This window comes from Lysinibacillus sp. NPDC092081, from assembly GCF_044755845.1.
Classification (GTDB): Bacteria; Bacillota; Bacilli; order Bacillales_A; family Planococcaceae; genus Lysinibacillus.
On the sequence record NZ_JBIVRU010000005.1, the window covers coordinates 157,153 to 172,531 of the forward strand.

The window sequence follows — 15,379 nt, forward strand, 5'->3', positions numbered from 1 at the left end:
TGAGCCTAGATTCAACCAATCTTGCTTTAACAAATGTGTTAGGACGTTCAAAGATATTGGTATAAATTTTACATTTCTGCTATAGGTTTTAATATGATCATCATTTGTAAAGTATCATATGTTATTTCATCAATATCCTCTCAAAAGTATTCATAACAAAAATATATACTTGAAAGAAGTATATATTTTTGTTAAATTTATCCTATGGATAGAACAAGTTTAATAAAAGGTCATTTAGAAATGTGCGTATTGTCTATATTGTCAAAGAAAAAAAGTTATGGCTATGAAATTATGAAGGAGTTAGAAAAACACAATTTAAAATTGAAGGGAGTAGGAAGCATTTATCCCATCTTGACTAAGCTAAAAGATCAAGAATGGGTTGATACTTACCGTGAAATGACAGAAAACGGGAAAGTCAGAGTTTATTATGAAATCAATGAAAAAGGAGAAGTTTATCTTCAAAAAAAAATCGATGAATGGTTGGAGTTGCAACAAGATATAAAATCCCTACTTCAAAGCGGTCTGAAAGGAGAACTTTTTGAATGAGTATGGAATTGAGTTTAGCAGAAAAACAATATTTAACCGAAGTTCTAAAGGAGTTAAAACAGTATCGTATCAGCTCAAAAGAAAGAAAGAATATAAAACAACAACTTTTAGAGCATATTCAAGAATCTCGTGATAGTGGAATTGATAGTATAAATGATTTGGGAGATACTACTACATTTATTAAAGATTTTTTAGAGATTAAAGATATAGATCTTTATTCGGAAATAAAACACATGCGAAAAAGTCGACCTGGAATATCATTAGTTATTGGGTTTTGCACTTTTATTATTGCCTACCTAGCTTGTCAGCTAATACTATCGATGTTTTTGACGGATTCCTTTAATCCGCAAAAAACTATTGCAACATTCGATTATAATATTGTTTATCAGATTTCTAATGTTGCTTGGTGGAATTTCTTACTGATTTTAATTAGTATTTCTATTTCTTCTTTAATGTCTATACTTGCAATAAAAATTTTCGGAGGAAATAGGTGAAACAACAATGAAAAAAAAACCAATATATAAAGCTATATTAGTTTGTTTATTATTAATTCCGTTCTATCTATTTCAACCAATCTCACAAATCTCCGCAGAAGCCGCAGAACAAGACGTTAAGGGTACTATAGATAAGTATGTTGAAAACTTTTTAAAAGAGCAGCGAATTCCTGGGGCATCTATTGCTATTGTTCATAAAAATGCTATCTTTTATTCCAAATCGTGGGGCGTAACGGGAGAATCTGAAGAAAAGGTAACTGCTGAAACTCCATTTGTAGTCGGCTCTATTAGTAAATCACTAACAGGCTTAGCCATCATGAGATTAGTTGATGCAGGTATTATTCAATTAGATGATCCAGTTCAAAAGTATATGCCGTGGTTTACCCTGAAAGATAAACAAGCCGCTTCTCAAATAACGATCAAACATTTTCTTACGCAAACAAGTGGGATAAGCACTTATTCTGGCTTATCTATATCGGATAACGAATCTAATGATTTGAGTGCTATAAAGGAAAATGTAAAAAGTTTATCGGATGTGAAGCTGACTGCTGCTCCTGGAGAAAAGCATCAGTATAGCAATGCTAACTTTTCTATTCTTGGGGCTCTCATCGAAGAAGTAACCAATCAAACATTTTCTGAATATATGGAGGAACAAGTTTTTTCTCCATTAGGAATGAAAAATGCAGCTGCTAATAGTAGCATGGCCTATGAAAAAGGATACTTATCTGGCTATCAATCCTGGCTTGGTCACCCTGTAAAAAGCGCAGTCACATATGATAATGGTGGGACACCATATGGATACATTACTGCAAGTGCATCAGATATGGTGCAGTACATTAAACTTCTTAGTCACCCTGAACATAACAATTTTTTAAGTAAAAATGCGATGAACCTTTATATATCGCCGTTTGTTCAAACTAGTAAACATCGATATTATGGTCTTGGTGTACGAATCTCCTATCCAGAATCTAAAGAAGAAATGATATGGCATTCTGGTTCAAATCCTGACGCACGCTCAGAAGTATTTTATCTACCAGAAACCGATTGGGGCGGTGTGATTCTCACTAACAAAAGTCATATATTAGAGGAAAAGTCACTTCTTTACTTGAAAGAAGGGATTATCAACATTTTAAATGGACAAGAGCCCGTTGACGCACCTAAATATAAACCTACATTTCAAGTCATAGCAATTGCTATTTTATGTTTACTTTTTGTGATGTTTATTTATCTTTTAATAAAAGTTAAAGCTAAAAAAGCTAATAAAAGGGATATGTCGGGTATTTTCGGTTTTATACTTTTAGTTTTGGCCACTATCTCCATTCCATTATTAAGTTATAGTACAGGATCACCTTGGCACACTATTAGATATTTTGCTCCTGATATTGCATTTTTAGCGATATCACTGGTTACTCTTTTAACATTGAATGGCTTATTATCTATATATATTTCATTTAAACGACGACAAAAAAGACAACTTCTCTAAGCAGGAGTTGTCTTTTCTGGTATGGTTGCATTTTAAAGGAAATGCTTCAACCTTTCAAAATATCTAAAATCTATTATTGATTGCCCTGACCGTAGCCTGCCTCCGAGGCCTCAGCGTCTGCTTTTGTAACATGTACTGTACCGAATGGATGGTTTGGAGGAGCGTATATCGAATAAAGCTTTAATGGCACATTCCCTGTATTTGTAACGTTATGCCATGTTCCAGCAGGCACTACAACGGCATAATTTTCATAGACATTTTTTTCATAGTTTAGATTGTCTTTACTTGGGCCCATTTGAGCAAATCCCTCACCCTGTACAATATATAAAATTTGATCCACATTTGGGTGTACTTCCAATCCGATATTATCACCAACATTTATACTCATTAAAGTAATTTGTGAGTTCTTTCCCGTCCACAGAGCCGTACGATACGTATCGTTTTGCTTAGCCGCATTTTCAAGATTGATGACAAGTGGCTGAGCTCCATAATCTTTTAATACAATATTTCCACCATTGGAAAAACGAGAAGGTTCAGCTCTGTTCGCATACCCTATCTGATAAGGAGGTGTCCAATAAACAAGCTGATCTCCATAGTTATACATAGGCATATTTTCGTAATAAGGAATGTAGTACATTTTCTCAATCCCCTCACACATTATAAGGTTATCCTATGCAACTTGTTCAAAAAATGTACGTATACGCATTTCCATCCTATAAAATCTAAAATGACCTCAGTAAAATACTGAAGCCATTTTAGAAAAAACAATATATTTTTTTTACTCAAAGGTATCCTCATCCTCAGCATACTCTAAAATATCTCCTGGTTGACAATGCAATACTTTACAAATTGCATTTAACGTGGAAAAGCGTATTGCCTTTACCTTTCCCGTTTTTAAATTCGATAAATTGACAATCGATATATCTACCGCTTCTGCAAGCTCACTTAATTGCATTTTTCTATCAGCTAATACACGATCCAATCTTACGATAATCGCCAATTTCTTCACTTCCTATACTGTTGCATCATACTCTTCTTGTAAAAAAGAGCCATATCTAAATATCCTACCAATTGTCCAAACTATAAAACTACATAGTAGTATGCTCCAATTTATATCAAAAAATCTAAAAGAAACAGATTGAATCCATTCAATATTGTCTAATTCATTATTGTTTAAAAACATATGTAATACCGTTGAAATTAAGTATGCTTGAACCGTATTACTTAAAAAACTTAAAATTAATAAACTATATCCCATTAACTCTCTTCTTTTACTATTTCTAAGAGTAAATACATTCCCTTCAATTACTGATTTTACAAATTTTCATAGTAAAATAAAAATTGACAAGAAAATTAAAGTAAAGATCCTCAAGAGTAAAATTAATACGATTGTTTCACTTTTATCATAAACAAAATTACTCATTATATCTTTATTTAAAAAAATAGTTATTCCATTAAATTTAAAAGAAATGTCAATGTTAGAATTTAAAACTAGTTTACTAATTTTCTCACCAGAGACTGTTAAAGCTACAACGAATAAACCAAAAAGTAATAAGATCAATGAAGAAATGATTACTATAGTAGATATTAATAATACATTTAACTTCTTTCAGCAGAAGTCTTCCACCTCTATAGGTGGTGAGATGAATGCGGTTTTAAGTCCCTTTTCAGTGGGTGTCCAAACATCCGCTGAAATAGAGGAACTCAGTCTAAGAGCGCCACGTCCTGTGGCAACGACTGAGTGACCAACTTCGTGTTGGCCTAAAGCCTCCGGCGGATGTCACGGAATCGGAAAGGAGTGCTTTGTGCAAGCACAAAGCCGATTCCGGACGCAATTATGCCGAGGCATAATTGATTATTCTCAAACTCATTTTAATATTACGAATTGCTAACGATTGATCCATAACTGCTTCTAACACCCCTTATTATTTGTTCTTTAAAGATATTCCTTCCCCAATTATTTCACGCGCTTGTTTTTAAAGATTACTTCTTAAATAACTTTAAGTTTCGGATATAGTATATATTATAAGCTGATTTCAGCATGATTCCACATAACAAATTTAATAGCAGCTTCATGAACTATTTTTTCTATTCGACTTTTGCTCTAATTAAGGACATACTAACAATTATAGATTTATCATAAACGAACATTCCAAAAAGTATATAAAATGTTTAGAACTTGATATAGTATGTATTTAGGAAAAAATCAATTTGTTTTGGTGGTGTATATATGAAGAAGTTCATTATGGATCTTTTAATGATTACGGTCGGAGCGCTGCTTTTTGCACTGGCTGTAAACTTATTTGTTATACCTAATGATTTAGGTGAAGGTGGCGTAACAGGTTTAACAATTATCTCCTATTATTTGTTTGGATGGTCGCCAAGTATTGTGAGCTTTGCGCTAAACGCAGCTTTATTAGTAGTTGGCTATAGGTTTTTAAGTAGGCAAACGACTATTTATACGATTATCGCAGTATCCCTTCATTCACTGTTTTTACATTTAACAGAATCGTGGTCGATTTCTTCAAATGAAATTATTGTGAATGCTATTTTTGGCGGTGTGTTTGCTGGAGTTGGTATAGGCCTAATTATAAGAGTTGGTGGAACAACAGCAGGTTCAACAATCTTAGCTAGAATGACGAACAAATATTTAGGCTGGAGTATTAGTTACGGTTTATTGTTTTTTGATTTAATAGTTGCTTTTTCATCTTACTTTATTATCGGAGCAGAAGCATTAATGCTTACTGTCATTATGCTTTATGTTGGAACAAAGGTGATGGAGTTTGTTATTGAAGGTGTAAACCCGAAAAAGGCAGTTACGATTATTTCGAAAAAGCCAGAAGAGATTGCCAGTCATGTGAATGGTTTTATGAATCGAGGCGTGACGGTCCTATCAGGCCATGGCCATTATACGAAGGAACAAAAAGAAATTCTGTATATTGTCATTAGTAAACAGGAAGTTGTCAAACTAAAGAAAATCGTCAAAGAAATAGACGCGGATGCCTTTATTGCTATTCATGATGTACGAGATGTTTTTGGACATGGATTTATTGAATTATCTAAGGCTTAATTAAGAAACTGAGAAAACACCTTTTGTTGAAAGTGGGGATGTTCCCTTTAAAAATCAACATAGAGGTGTTTTTTTCTATTGAAACTATGAGCTACTCATACTTATCCATTTTCGATTATCACCATATCGAGTGGTTGATTTCCGTTCCGACTTATATGCACGGTTCATTCTAAATTTTAGTAATGAACCCTTTATTCCCTAACCTGTAAGGAAGTTTCTATAATCGTATCTAAAAGTTGTGTATAAGACATTCCTGCCGAGAATGCGCTTTTTGGTAGTAAGCTGTTTTTTGTCATCCCTGGCAACGTGTTAACCTCCATGACATATGGGTTTCCATCCTTGATCATCATATCGATTCTGGCATAAACACTACATTTTAATGCGCTGTAGCAGGCTTTTGCGGCTTCAGCGACACGTTCATGTACGGCAGGTGGAAGTTCTACAGCCTCCTCTATCGTAGCGGCATCCTCATATTTCGCCTTATAGTCAAAGAACTGCGCTGTATGTCGAATTGAAATAATCGGTAATATCTTCCCATCCAAAATGGCGCATGTTATTTCTTCACCTTCTATATATTTTTCAATAATGATTTCAGCATCCCATTTGAATACTTCCGCAAGTGCTGTTAGTAAGGCATCCTTATCGTTTACTATTTTTACCCCTACACTGGAACCACCCGAATTAGGTTTTACTACTAACGGATATCCCATTTTGTCTAATTCACCGAACTGAAGCTCCTCGATATTCGAAAGATGGAGCCAATCCGGTGTTTCAATGCCTTCATAACGTAGAATTTTTTTTGAAATATTTTTATCCATACAAATACTGCTTGAAAGTATACCACTACCTGTATATGGAACGCCCATAGTTTCTAGTACACCTTGAATCGTGCCATCCTCTCCAAACTTGCCATGTAGTGCTAATAAAGCAATATCGATATTTCTCACCTTTTCAATAAGCTCTGCCTTGTCATTTTCATTTACTTTAATAGCTACCGCTTCGTATTTACTCTTATCTAAATGAGCGATCATTTCTTCACCTGTCATAATAGAGACCTGCTTTTCCGAGGAAACGCCCCCCATAATAACGCCAACTCTCATATGTTCAACTCCCCATTTCATTTTTCAAAGTATCACCAATAATCTTAATACCACGCACAATATCTTCTTCTTTGAGCCGAGAAAATCCTAATCGAAATGTGTTACTACCTTCGCCATTGCTGTAAAAAACATCACCAGGATAAAAGACGACTCCTTTTTGATAGCACTTTTCCAATAGTGCACGAGCATTCATTCCTTTTTCTAGCTCAATAAAGAGATGAAGTCCACCATCTCCTGTCATTCTTTTAAAAGGAATGTATTGATGGCAGGCTTGATGGGCTAGTTCATATTTTTTCTTATATACGAACTTGGCCTTTTTTAAATATTTTTCAAAATAACCATCCTGTAAATATTGATAAAGTACTGCCTGATCTAATGTCGATGTATGAATTGTACGGGCTCTTTTCATACTTTCCAAACAGTGGATGAGTTCCTTATCTGCTAATATCCACCCAACACGTAAGCCTGGAAAAAGAATTTTAGAAAAGCTACTAATATAGATAACATTGTTACCTGCACCGATAAAAGTCATTAACGGCGCTAAATGCGAGCCTGAATAACGTAATTCCTCATTAAAGCCATCCTCCACAATCGGAATTTGATATTGTGAAAAAAGCCTAATAATTTCAGCCCTTTTTTCAGAGGATGTAACAATGCCTGTCGGATTATGATAGGACGGGATTAAGTAGGCAAAATCAAATTCCTTTTCCGATAAGCTTTTCTCAACTTGTTCAATATCGATACCGTCATCTTTCATGTCGATTCCGTGGATGTCAAATCCATGTAAGCGAAAAAGCTTTAATGCTGCATGATGAGTAGGATTTTCACAAATAACACGTCCAGATCTTTTTGCTAAGGAAGATAATAAAATATCCAGTCCCTCGGTAAAGCCATTCGTAATCAAAATATCCTTATTGGAAATATCTACACCCTTCATTTCCATATAGTGAAGAAGGTACTCGATTAAAGGTTTATAGCCCTTTGCGTATCCATAATTCAAAACGATATCTCCTTCTAGGGACATCCGGGACAAAAAAGCTCTTTTAAAATTTTCAACATCAAAAAGCTTTTCTTCGGGGGCAATGCTATTGAAGGAAATCATGCCTTTTTCCCAGTGAATATCTTGCTTCCTTAAATCTAATTCATCAGCCAACAAGGTAACGTTATTCAGCCTCTCCTTCCAATTAAATTCGACAGTGGAAGCTTTCAACGTTTCGACTTTCCCTACAAAATTCCCTTTTCCTTTCACTGCATAGATCATGCCTTCTTGCTCTAAATCTGCATATGCATTCAGTACCGTATTTCTACTGACCGATAATAATTTACTAAGTTCACGGGTAGATGGAAGCTTCTGATGCTCCAGCAGGTGTCCCTTCATAATCATTTCTTTTAAATAATCTTTTAATTGAATATAAACTGGATGATTACCTATAAGCTTAAAATCATTAAACACTTCCTTGACCCCCTTGCTTTATTTTTGCATAACTGTATCTCACTCAAAAGGTCCACAGTTTATCGATTTTTCATTCCTAGTGGTATGGTTTCTAGCTCTCAAAAAAGGCAATCCTTCAAAATGAAGAATTGCACCTATAATAGGCTAATTATAATTGAGGATTAAAATACATTTTGAAGTCCTTTCTATCAGCCAGTTCTTTAAGAAGTTAAACGTATTTATTTCCCGGGAATAATTGAAAGGACCTAGCCTCCCTTACCTCCTCATAAATTCCTTTTAAATAAACCTACTAAAAATCCTTCTAAACCGAAATATTGATCTTCATCAGACATGGCTATCATTTTCCGTAATTCAATTTCTTCTAATGATTGAAATATTTCTTTTAGTTGATTTTTGGTATACCCTAATCCTCCTTCTAAGCTACGTTTTATATAGACTTCTTCATCTGAGATGGCAGAACCACCATATGTGCCATGTTCCTCAAATGAGCATAAAGCGAAATAACCATTAGGCTTTAATAATTTATGAATCAATTCAATATACGTCACACGACGATGAGGTGCTATATGATGAAAACAACCTGAATCATAAATAAAATCAAAGCTCTCTTCTTGTAGATTTAATTCAAAAATATTAGCACAAATGAAATCTACATTAACATCTGCTTCATCAACCCTTTTTTGTGCCCATTGCAATGCATGATCCGATATATCAACACCAACAACTGAACAACCTTGCTTTGCTAAGTAAATGGCATTTCGTCCTGCGCCACAACCTAACTCTAAAACTCTATTTGGCCGAATCACCTTTTTTTCACAATAGCTTACTAGATTTTCATCAGGTTTATTAACAAAAAAAGGTACCTTTTTAAATGTTTGATCATAAAATCCATCCCAAAAATTTTGCGGTTCACGTAATAATTTATCTAATACAACTAGCAATTGTTCATTTGATTTGATTAGCATTTTACGCCGCCATTTTGCATCTGTCCAAAAACTAAATATTCTATCTCTTCATTATAAGGCATTACCTCCCCTCTTTTAAAGTTAGGCAAGACAGGAAATGAACCAGTTTCATTTTAAAAAGAGATATTTCCACATTTTTAAATGTTATATTATATTTATGGATATTTTATCTAAATCGTTTACACTAAACATAAGATAAATTGAAACTTTAATCAGTGGGGTTTTCTTCATCCTCCATCGTTTATTAGTTTTCACGAATTGGTCTTTTACGGGCAGTTAATTTCCTATCTACCTTCTTCACTTTCGGTACAGATAAATTACTGCCCGTTCATGAGGGATCAACAGAAAGGGGTTGCAACATGGAAGAAATCTTGACGATTACGAATTTGACGAAGAGTTATGGTAGCAAAGAAATATTAAAAGGAATCGACTTGCACGTCTCGAGAGGAGAAATAATTGGTTATATCGGTCCGAACGGTGCTGGTAAAAGTACAACAGTCAAAATTATTTTAGGGCTTGAGGGCGATTACGCTGGGGAAATTAAGCTGTTCGGAGAGAATATCGGAAAAGACAGCATTGAATATAAACGAAGAATTGGCTATGTACCTGAAATAGCAGATGTTTATGATAATTTAACTGGTTATGAGTATTTAACCTTTATCGGCCAGCTTTATGGCCTTGAATTAGAAGTCGCTGCGGATAAATCAAAATCCTTAATGGAATTGTTTGGTGTTGGAGAAGCGTATCATTCAAGGATATCTTCTTATTCAAAAGGGATGCGGCAAAAACTATTAATTATCGCTAGCCTTATACATAATCCCGATTTGTTATTTTTAGATGAACCGATCAATGGATTAGATGCGAATAGTGTGATGATCTTCAAAGAAATTTTGACTCAGCTGGCTGCCCAAGGAAAAACGATATTTTATTCCTCTCATATCATGGATGTTGTCGAAAAAATCAGTAGTCGGATCATCCTGTTGAATGATGGGAAAATTGCTGCAGATGGGACATTTACCCAGCTTCAAGCAGACAATACCGAAGGGACTCTGGAAAAGATTTTCAACCAATTGACAGGCTTCCATGATCATCAGGAAATTGGTGAGAAATTTGTTTCTATTGTACAAGAGGTATAATGATGAAAGATTTCAAAACTCTACAACTGCTTGATAAGATTCAATTTATTTTTGTGAAAATGGGCATCGATTACGAAATCATGAGAAATATCCTCCATATTAAACTAACAATGGATGAGCGTAAAGTACCGACATTATTTAACCAATCATCAAAGAAAAATAAGGAAGGACAAAAATACGGCTACATCAAATCTTTATGGATTTATGTTTTATTCGGGCTTATGTTAATTCCTTTTATTGGATTCGGTCAAAACTATCTTTTCCAGATGAGTATCGCTTATGCCATGATCATTTTTATCATCATGACATCATTGATTTCTGATTTTTCTTCCGTACTTTTGGATGTACGAGACAGAAGCATCCTCTCTACCAAGCCAATCTCTGCTAGAACGATCAATGCGGCCAAGTTTATGCATATTTTCATCTACTTGACGTATTTAACGATTGCATTTACGGCCATCCCCCTTATGGTAGGCCTATATAATCAAGGAATTGTATTTTTTATTTTAACTGTGCTCTTACTAATTTTAATTAATATTTTTATTGTTGTTTTAACCGCTATTTTATATATTGCTATTTTAAGATTCTTTGATGGAGAAAAGCTGAAAGATATCATCAATTATGTGCAAATTGGCTTATCATTAATGCTGATGATTGGCTATCAAGTTCTTATTAGGTCCTTTGAACTTGTCGATTTTGATATGGTAGTCACGTTTCATTGGTGGAGTATTTTTCTAATTCCTATGTGGTTTGCCGCTCCTTATGAGCTGCTGCTAAATGGTAACGGATCTTTATTTACAGTGGTATGTAGTAGCTTTGCTGTTGTCATGCCAATTATTTCGATATGGCTTTATCTACAGCTGATTCCAACCTTTGAACGCAATCTACAAAAACTATTAAACACAAGCAAATCGAAAAAAGAGAAGAACAATCGACTTAAGACCCTTTTGTTAACAATCATTTGTAGAACTAATGAAGAAAGAGCTTTCTATCGCTTCTCCTCTCTTATGATGAAACAAGAGCGCGAGTTTAAACTGAAAGTATATCCGTCTTTAGGCTATTCTTTTGTCATCCCTTTTATTTTTATGTATTCTTTTTCAAGGTCCGAAGTTGTTGATTATTCCGTTAGCATGAGTTATCTAAATATTTATTTCAGCATGCTAATTATTCCGTCAGCTGTGCTTTTGCTCGGATATTCGGGAAAATATAAAGCCGCTTGGATCTATAAAGTCTTTCCACTCAAAGATTATACAGACTTGAAAAAAGGTAGCTTAAAAGCATTTTTGATTAAGTTGTATAGTCCGTTATATATTGTTCTAAGCATCATTTTCTGCTTCATTTTTGGTACGAGAATTATCCCAGATTTACTGAGTGTTTTAGTGGCAAGCTGCATGTTCACCGTCATTTGTTACATCGGCATGGGAAGCAAGATTCCTTTCACAAAGCCCTATAACGAAGTTGGCGATGCCCAGAGCTGGAAAACTCTTATATTGCTTATCCCATTAGGTGCTCTAGCGGGACTACATTACTTCCTGACTACTCATACTACTTATGGGGCAATCATTTACTTAATCGTGCTTGTCATCACGAATTTCATTCTATGGAAGCTTGCTTTTAAGCGTACGGAAACGGCTTGAGCCTGAGCTCAAGCCGTTTTATTTTAAAAAGCTTTTCTCTCATATATACGAATAGATAGTAACCACGACCCTATATATAAAATAATGATTGTAAGGATAGCTATGAGATACATTTCCGTTTCTTGTAAAGTCAGGAATCTTTGTATTAATTCTCTTAATTTATCATTAAAATTAGGAATAAAGGTATTAATTATTAACAAATAGATACCAAATAAAGCACCTGAAACAATCATTAAGTATTGCGTTTTAAATTTATAAGAGATTGGAAACATAAAGGAAATAGCAACCATTACAAGACTAAAAATAAGTAGCATTTCCTTCCATATAAACAATACTTCTTTTCCATTCAAGAGGAAATCACCGATATAAACAATGAATATAAATATTGTTGCAAATATCAGTGAACCTATATATTTTGAACTGACAATCTCTTTTCTCGTATACGGTAACGAATTAAGAAGAATATTCGCGTTATCTTTTTCATCATAAGAAAAAGCACTCATTATGAATACTACACTATAAACAAATCCTAATAATATTAGGGAGGATATACCTGACAATAAGTAGAGTATTATAGTAACAATATAAAATAATATAATTTTCTTTTGTATTAAAACATCCTTAAGTATAAGGTTAATCATACAATTACCATCCTTTTTTCGTATAGTACATAATATCTTCAAGCGTTGGTTTTTCCACAATAACAGAATCCCCAAAGATGTTTGCCACACGATTTTTATCAGCTGTTAATGCTTCAAAGCCAGAGTTCGTTTTTCGGATTGAAATAAACTCTTGTTCCGTTTCACGATCCAATAAATCCAATGTCCCTTTGACAATGGCATATTCCTCTTCAATCTTATAAAATTCTTTCGTAAAGATATGTTCTCCATTATGAATAAAAGTAATATAATCCGCAATCCGATCTAAATCTGTTGTAATATGTGACGAAAAGAAAATTGTTTTTTCCTCATCCTGCATTAACTCATGTAAAATATTTAGTAATTCTCTACGAAATATCGGATCGAGTCCAGCAGTTGGCTCATCCATAATAATTAATTCTGCATGATGAGCTAAAGCAATAGCTAACGAGGCTTTCATCTTCATTCCCTTCGAAAAGGTCTTCATATTTTTATTCAGCGGTAGTTCGAACTGATCAACATACCGTTGAAAAACGTTATCATCCCAGTTTTTATAGGCTGGTTTAATAATCCTTTTCATATCCTTTAAAGTTATATTTTCATAAAAGACATTTTCATCATAGACAAAACCAATACGTTCCTTTATTTCTTTTTCATGTCCCTTATAATTCATACCAAACAATGAAACAGTACCACCATCTTGCTGTAATAAGTTCATAATCAATTTGATTGTTGTTGATTTACCTGCACCATTTCCTCCGATAAATCCAGTTACATAGCCTTTCTTAACGTTAATAGAAAGATCTTTCATCTGAAATCCTTTAAAAGATTTATGAATATGCTGTAATTCAATAACATTTTCCATCATTCATCCTCCGTATACAATAAAGTAAGTATTTCCTTGAGCTCTGCTAAGCTAATGTCCAATTCCTTCGCGTTTTGAATGGCAACCGACAGATTTTCTTCGATTACCTTTATTTTTCTTTCTCTCATCATTTCCTTATTTTGCTCAGAGATGAACGAACCTTTTCCAACAATAGAATAAATAAATCCGTTTTTCTCAAGCTCTTCATAAGCTCGTTTTGTAGTAATAACGCTAATTTCTAAATCCTTTGCGAGCTGACGCATAGATGGCAATGACTGACCTTCTTGTAATTCACCTGATAAAATAAGTTTTTTAATTTGAGCATAAATTTGCTCATAAATCGGCTCTTTTGAACTGTTTGAAATAATAATTTGCATGCAAATACCTCTTCGTGACATATTGTATATATACTCTATATACAATATATACACATTAAACTTATTTTGCAAGCAATAAATTATTATTGAGCTCAACAAAACAAAAACATGAGACTGTTAAATCACAATCCCATGTTTTCAATTCTGAATATTTAGTTGATCATACTGCCAATTAGCTTTAGCCAACTACTTAATTGGAGCTTTATTAATTGTTGATAATGCTTCATTCACTTCGAAGATCTTCCCACGAATATCGGTAATACCGAAACTTGTTAATCGTTCTGAATGCATAGTTAAATATTGCTCAGCATCTGTTTTGGTTTCAAATAAATATATCCCACCAGCTTCTTTAGTCGCCGCATTCTCGGTCCAAATCTTCCAAATCATACCTGACTCTTCGTTAATACTTTGCGCTAAATCAACGAATGCCTCAGACATTTCTTCACCGAATGGCCCGTCCATTGTAAAATCAACTTGTAATAAATATTTCATGATTAAAACTCCCTTTTTGATTTTTTCTATAACAATTAGCAATTTTTATGGCTCTTCACCATAACGTGTGGTTGATTTCCGTTACGACTGGACGCTTCCCTGGGGATCCCATGAGCCTAACGATTTAAACTCTCTATATATTTTTCTGATCCATCAGCTATTCGCTTAAATTCAATATCATGAATATAGTGTGAGCAATCTAATTTTATTAATGTGCCGTCTTTATGCTTACTGATGAACTCCTTTTGAAATCCATTCCACTCATCTTCATTCCAACCTGTCCCTTGACCATTTGAAGAGAACAAGAGCATTGGAACATCTGGGATTCCAGCCGCTCCTACCTTTTCGGCATTTTCCTTAATATGCTTAATTTCATTCACCATATTTTTAGTTACTGTTCTACGATAAAAAATCACTTTATACAATTCTTTTTCCTCATCTGTCAAAGTCCCATATTTTATAGCATCACTTTCAGAAAGGCTTGGAAACCATCTAGTAAAACCAATATTAGCAGCAAAGGCATTTAAATGAACTAGAGGCATATTTATATCATAATCTTTATATGCAGTAGGAACAGCCATATCCAATCCTATAATTGCCTTAACTTCATTCGGATAGACTTGAGCCCAATACAATGCCTCAATTCCCAGACATCGAATGAGGGAATAAAATATATGGCCCTTCAACACCTGATTTTAATAGAGAATCTCTTGTTTCTTGTAAAATAGTATTAATATCACGGTCAGAATCTGTAATGTCACTAAAGCCATAACCTGCCTTTTCAACGACAACGATTTTATATTTATCGCTTAACAATGAATATAATGATTTAAAATCTAAAACAGGTGAGCTTGTGCCTCCTCCAGACATAAATACAAGCGTTTCTTTTCCGTTTCCTTCTATGTACACATGCATTTGATGGCCATTAACTTCTATCATTTTTCCTGTTGGCTTAAATAATTTATCTTCCTTTGATAATTGTATTTGATGAATAATATAACTTGTCGTAATGATCAACAAAAGTATCGCTGCAATACTTGAAAAAAGTATCATGATTCGTTTAAACACTGTCTTTCAACCACCCCTCTTAGGATTTTTACTATCCATCAAGACCAACAGAAGA

At 34.0% G+C, this 15,379-nt stretch carries 19 protein-coding genes; 7 read left to right on the top strand and 12 right to left on the bottom strand.

Annotated elements, in window-relative coordinates; genetic code table 11:
• Nucleotides 1–204: 204 nt before the first annotated feature.
• The 3 genes from ACIQLB_RS11020 to ACIQLB_RS11030 are packed head-to-tail and all read left to right on the top strand — an operon-like array spanning nucleotide 205 to nucleotide 2,523.
• Nucleotides 205–546 carry a PadR family transcriptional regulator gene (locus ACIQLB_RS11020; RefSeq protein ID WP_400725146.1) on the top strand — a complete coding sequence of 114 codons (342 nt, stop codon included), beginning with the start codon at nucleotides 205–207 and terminating at the stop codon, nucleotides 544–546.
• The gene (locus ACIQLB_RS11025) at nucleotides 543–1,040 is read left to right on the top strand and encodes a hypothetical protein (RefSeq protein ID WP_400725149.1); all 498 of its coding nucleotides are present in this window, start codon (nucleotides 543–545) and stop codon (nucleotides 1,038–1,040) included. Before ACIQLB_RS11020 ends, ACIQLB_RS11025 begins: the two co-directional genes overlap by 4 nt.
• A 7-nt stretch (nucleotides 1,041–1,047) precedes the next feature.
• Nucleotides 1,048–2,523, top strand: coding sequence for a serine hydrolase domain-containing protein (locus ACIQLB_RS11030; RefSeq protein ID WP_400725152.1), 1,476 nt, complete (start codon nucleotides 1,048–1,050; stop codon nucleotides 2,521–2,523).
• 73 nt (nucleotides 2,524–2,596) lie between these two features.
• Here the strand turns inward: ACIQLB_RS11030 and ACIQLB_RS11035 are convergent, their stop codons facing one another.
• The 3 genes from ACIQLB_RS11035 to ACIQLB_RS11045 all read right to left on the bottom strand — a co-directional run bounded on the left by ACIQLB_RS11035 (nucleotide 2,597) and on the right by ACIQLB_RS11045 (nucleotide 3,781).
• A complete protein-coding gene (locus ACIQLB_RS11035; RefSeq protein ID WP_400725155.1) occupies nucleotides 2,597–3,160 on the bottom strand; it encodes a cupin domain-containing protein in 564 nt (187 codons plus the stop codon).
• Between the two features lie 141 nt (nucleotides 3,161–3,301).
• Nucleotides 3,302–3,523, bottom strand: coding sequence for a helix-turn-helix domain-containing protein (locus ACIQLB_RS11040; protein ID WP_082337327.1), 222 nt, complete (start codon nucleotides 3,521–3,523; stop codon nucleotides 3,302–3,304).
• 12 nt (nucleotides 3,524–3,535) lie between these two features.
• On the bottom strand, nucleotides 3,536–3,781 hold the full coding sequence (locus ACIQLB_RS11045; RefSeq protein ID WP_400725159.1) for a hypothetical protein: 246 nt from the start codon (nucleotides 3,779–3,781) through the stop codon (nucleotides 3,536–3,538).
• Between the two features lie 217 nt (nucleotides 3,782–3,998).
• Between ACIQLB_RS11045 and ACIQLB_RS11050 the strand changes: the two genes are divergently transcribed.
• Entirely contained in the window at nucleotides 3,999–4,268 is a 270-nt protein-coding gene (locus ACIQLB_RS11050; RefSeq protein ID WP_400725161.1) for a hypothetical protein, read from the top strand.
• A gap of 485 nt (nucleotides 4,269–4,753) precedes the next feature.
• Nucleotides 4,754–5,593 carry a YitT family protein gene (locus tag ACIQLB_RS11055; protein WP_400725164.1) on the top strand — a complete coding sequence of 280 codons (840 nt, stop codon included), beginning with the start codon at nucleotides 4,754–4,756 and terminating at the stop codon, nucleotides 5,591–5,593.
• 191 nt (nucleotides 5,594–5,784) lie between these two features.
• Here ACIQLB_RS11055 and ACIQLB_RS11060 read toward each other — a convergent pair whose 3' ends face one another.
• From ACIQLB_RS11060 to ACIQLB_RS11070, 3 genes are all read right to left on the bottom strand, one after another.
• Nucleotides 5,785–6,693: a D-alanine--D-alanine ligase gene (locus tag ACIQLB_RS11060; protein WP_400725167.1), complete on the bottom strand. Its 909-nt coding sequence runs from the start codon at nucleotides 6,691–6,693 to the stop codon at nucleotides 5,785–5,787.
• 4 nt (nucleotides 6,694–6,697) lie between these two features.
• On the bottom strand, nucleotides 6,698–8,146 hold the full coding sequence (pdxR, locus tag ACIQLB_RS11065; RefSeq protein ID WP_400725169.1) for a MocR-like pyridoxine biosynthesis transcription factor PdxR: 1,449 nt from the start codon (nucleotides 8,144–8,146) through the stop codon (nucleotides 6,698–6,700).
• Between the two features lie 263 nt (nucleotides 8,147–8,409).
• Nucleotides 8,410–9,111: a class I SAM-dependent methyltransferase gene (locus tag ACIQLB_RS11070; RefSeq protein ID WP_400725172.1), complete on the bottom strand. Its 702-nt coding sequence runs from the start codon at nucleotides 9,109–9,111 to the stop codon at nucleotides 8,410–8,412.
• A gap of 359 nt (nucleotides 9,112–9,470) precedes the next feature.
• On the opposite strand from ACIQLB_RS11070, the gene ACIQLB_RS11075 reads away from it, so the two are divergent.
• Nucleotides 9,471–10,247 (top strand): ABC transporter ATP-binding protein, encoded by a 777-nt coding sequence (locus tag ACIQLB_RS11075; protein WP_400725175.1) that lies wholly within the window; start codon nucleotides 9,471–9,473, stop codon nucleotides 10,245–10,247.
• Between the two features lie 2 nt (nucleotides 10,248–10,249).
• Nucleotides 10,250–11,884 (top strand): hypothetical protein, encoded by a 1,635-nt coding sequence (locus tag ACIQLB_RS11080; protein WP_400725178.1) that lies wholly within the window; start codon nucleotides 10,250–10,252, stop codon nucleotides 11,882–11,884.
• A 23-nt stretch (nucleotides 11,885–11,907) separates the two neighbouring features.
• Here the strand turns inward: ACIQLB_RS11080 and ACIQLB_RS11085 are convergent, their stop codons facing one another.
• From ACIQLB_RS11085 to ACIQLB_RS11110, 6 genes are all read right to left on the bottom strand, one after another.
• Nucleotides 11,908–12,525 (bottom strand): ABC-2 transporter permease, encoded by a 618-nt coding sequence (locus ACIQLB_RS11085; protein WP_400725181.1) that lies wholly within the window; start codon nucleotides 12,523–12,525, stop codon nucleotides 11,908–11,910.
• Nucleotides 12,526–12,529: 4 nt separating this feature from the next.
• Nucleotides 12,530–13,387: an ABC transporter ATP-binding protein gene (locus ACIQLB_RS11090; RefSeq protein WP_400725184.1), complete on the bottom strand. Its 858-nt coding sequence runs from the start codon at nucleotides 13,385–13,387 to the stop codon at nucleotides 12,530–12,532.
• Nucleotides 13,387–13,764, bottom strand: a complete 378-nt coding sequence (locus ACIQLB_RS11095) for a GntR family transcriptional regulator (RefSeq protein ID WP_400725186.1) — start codon at nucleotides 13,762–13,764, stop codon at nucleotides 13,387–13,389. The genes ACIQLB_RS11090 and ACIQLB_RS11095 overlap by 1 nt, the downstream gene beginning before the upstream one ends.
• A 186-nt stretch (nucleotides 13,765–13,950) precedes the next feature.
• A complete protein-coding gene (locus tag ACIQLB_RS11100; protein ID WP_400725189.1) occupies nucleotides 13,951–14,256 on the bottom strand; it encodes a monooxygenase in 306 nt (101 codons plus the stop codon).
• A gap of 116 nt (nucleotides 14,257–14,372) precedes the next feature.
• Entirely contained in the window at nucleotides 14,373–14,891 is a 519-nt protein-coding gene (locus tag ACIQLB_RS11105) for a hypothetical protein (RefSeq protein ID WP_400725192.1), read from the bottom strand.
• 4 nt (nucleotides 14,892–14,895) lie between these two features.
• Nucleotides 14,896–15,324, bottom strand: a complete 429-nt coding sequence (locus ACIQLB_RS11110) for an alpha/beta fold hydrolase (protein WP_400725195.1) — start codon at nucleotides 15,322–15,324, stop codon at nucleotides 14,896–14,898.
• Nucleotides 15,325–15,379 lie beyond the last annotated feature (55 nt).

What these genes read in the sequence shown, in the direction of transcription:
- ACIQLB_RS11085 (WP_400725181.1), bottom strand. Translation starts at nt 12,525, where the DNA reads ATGATTAACCTTATACTTAAGGATGTTTTAATACAAAAGAAAATTATA.
- ACIQLB_RS11075 (WP_400725175.1), top strand. Translation starts at nt 9,471, where the DNA reads ATGGAAGAAATCTTGACGATTACGAATTTGACGAAGAGTTATGGTAGC.
- ACIQLB_RS11030 (WP_400725152.1), top strand. Translation starts at nt 1,048, where the DNA reads ATGAAAAAAAAACCAATATATAAAGCTATATTAGTTTGTTTATTATTA.
- ACIQLB_RS11100 (WP_400725189.1), bottom strand. Translation starts at nt 14,256, where the DNA reads ATGAAATATTTATTACAAGTTGATTTTACAATGGACGGGCCATTCGGT.
- ACIQLB_RS11070 (WP_400725172.1), bottom strand. Translation starts at nt 9,111, where the DNA reads ATGCTAATCAAATCAAATGAACAATTGCTAGTTGTATTAGATAAATTA.
- ACIQLB_RS11090 (WP_400725184.1), bottom strand. Translation starts at nt 13,387, where the DNA reads ATGGAAAATGTTATTGAATTACAGCATATTCATAAATCTTTTAAAGGA.
- ACIQLB_RS11050 (WP_400725161.1), top strand. Translation starts at nt 3,999, where the DNA reads ATGTTAGAATTTAAAACTAGTTTACTAATTTTCTCACCAGAGACTGTT.
- ACIQLB_RS11055 (WP_400725164.1), top strand. Translation starts at nt 4,754, where the DNA reads ATGAAGAAGTTCATTATGGATCTTTTAATGATTACGGTCGGAGCGCTG.
- ACIQLB_RS11095 (WP_400725186.1), bottom strand. Translation starts at nt 13,764, where the DNA reads ATGCAAATTATTATTTCAAACAGTTCAAAAGAGCCGATTTATGAGCAA.
- ACIQLB_RS11045 (WP_400725159.1), bottom strand. Translation starts at nt 3,781, where the DNA reads ATGGGATATAGTTTATTAATTTTAAGTTTTTTAAGTAATACGGTTCAA.
- ACIQLB_RS11020 (WP_400725146.1), top strand. Translation starts at nt 205, where the DNA reads ATGGATAGAACAAGTTTAATAAAAGGTCATTTAGAAATGTGCGTATTG.
- ACIQLB_RS11025 (WP_400725149.1), top strand. Translation starts at nt 543, where the DNA reads ATGAGTATGGAATTGAGTTTAGCAGAAAAACAATATTTAACCGAAGTT.
- ACIQLB_RS11035 (WP_400725155.1), bottom strand. Translation starts at nt 3,160, where the DNA reads ATGTACTACATTCCTTATTACGAAAATATGCCTATGTATAACTATGGA.
- ACIQLB_RS11060 (WP_400725167.1), bottom strand. Translation starts at nt 6,693, where the DNA reads ATGAGAGTTGGCGTTATTATGGGGGGCGTTTCCTCGGAAAAGCAGGTC.
- ACIQLB_RS11080 (WP_400725178.1), top strand. Translation starts at nt 10,250, where the DNA reads ATGAAAGATTTCAAAACTCTACAACTGCTTGATAAGATTCAATTTATT.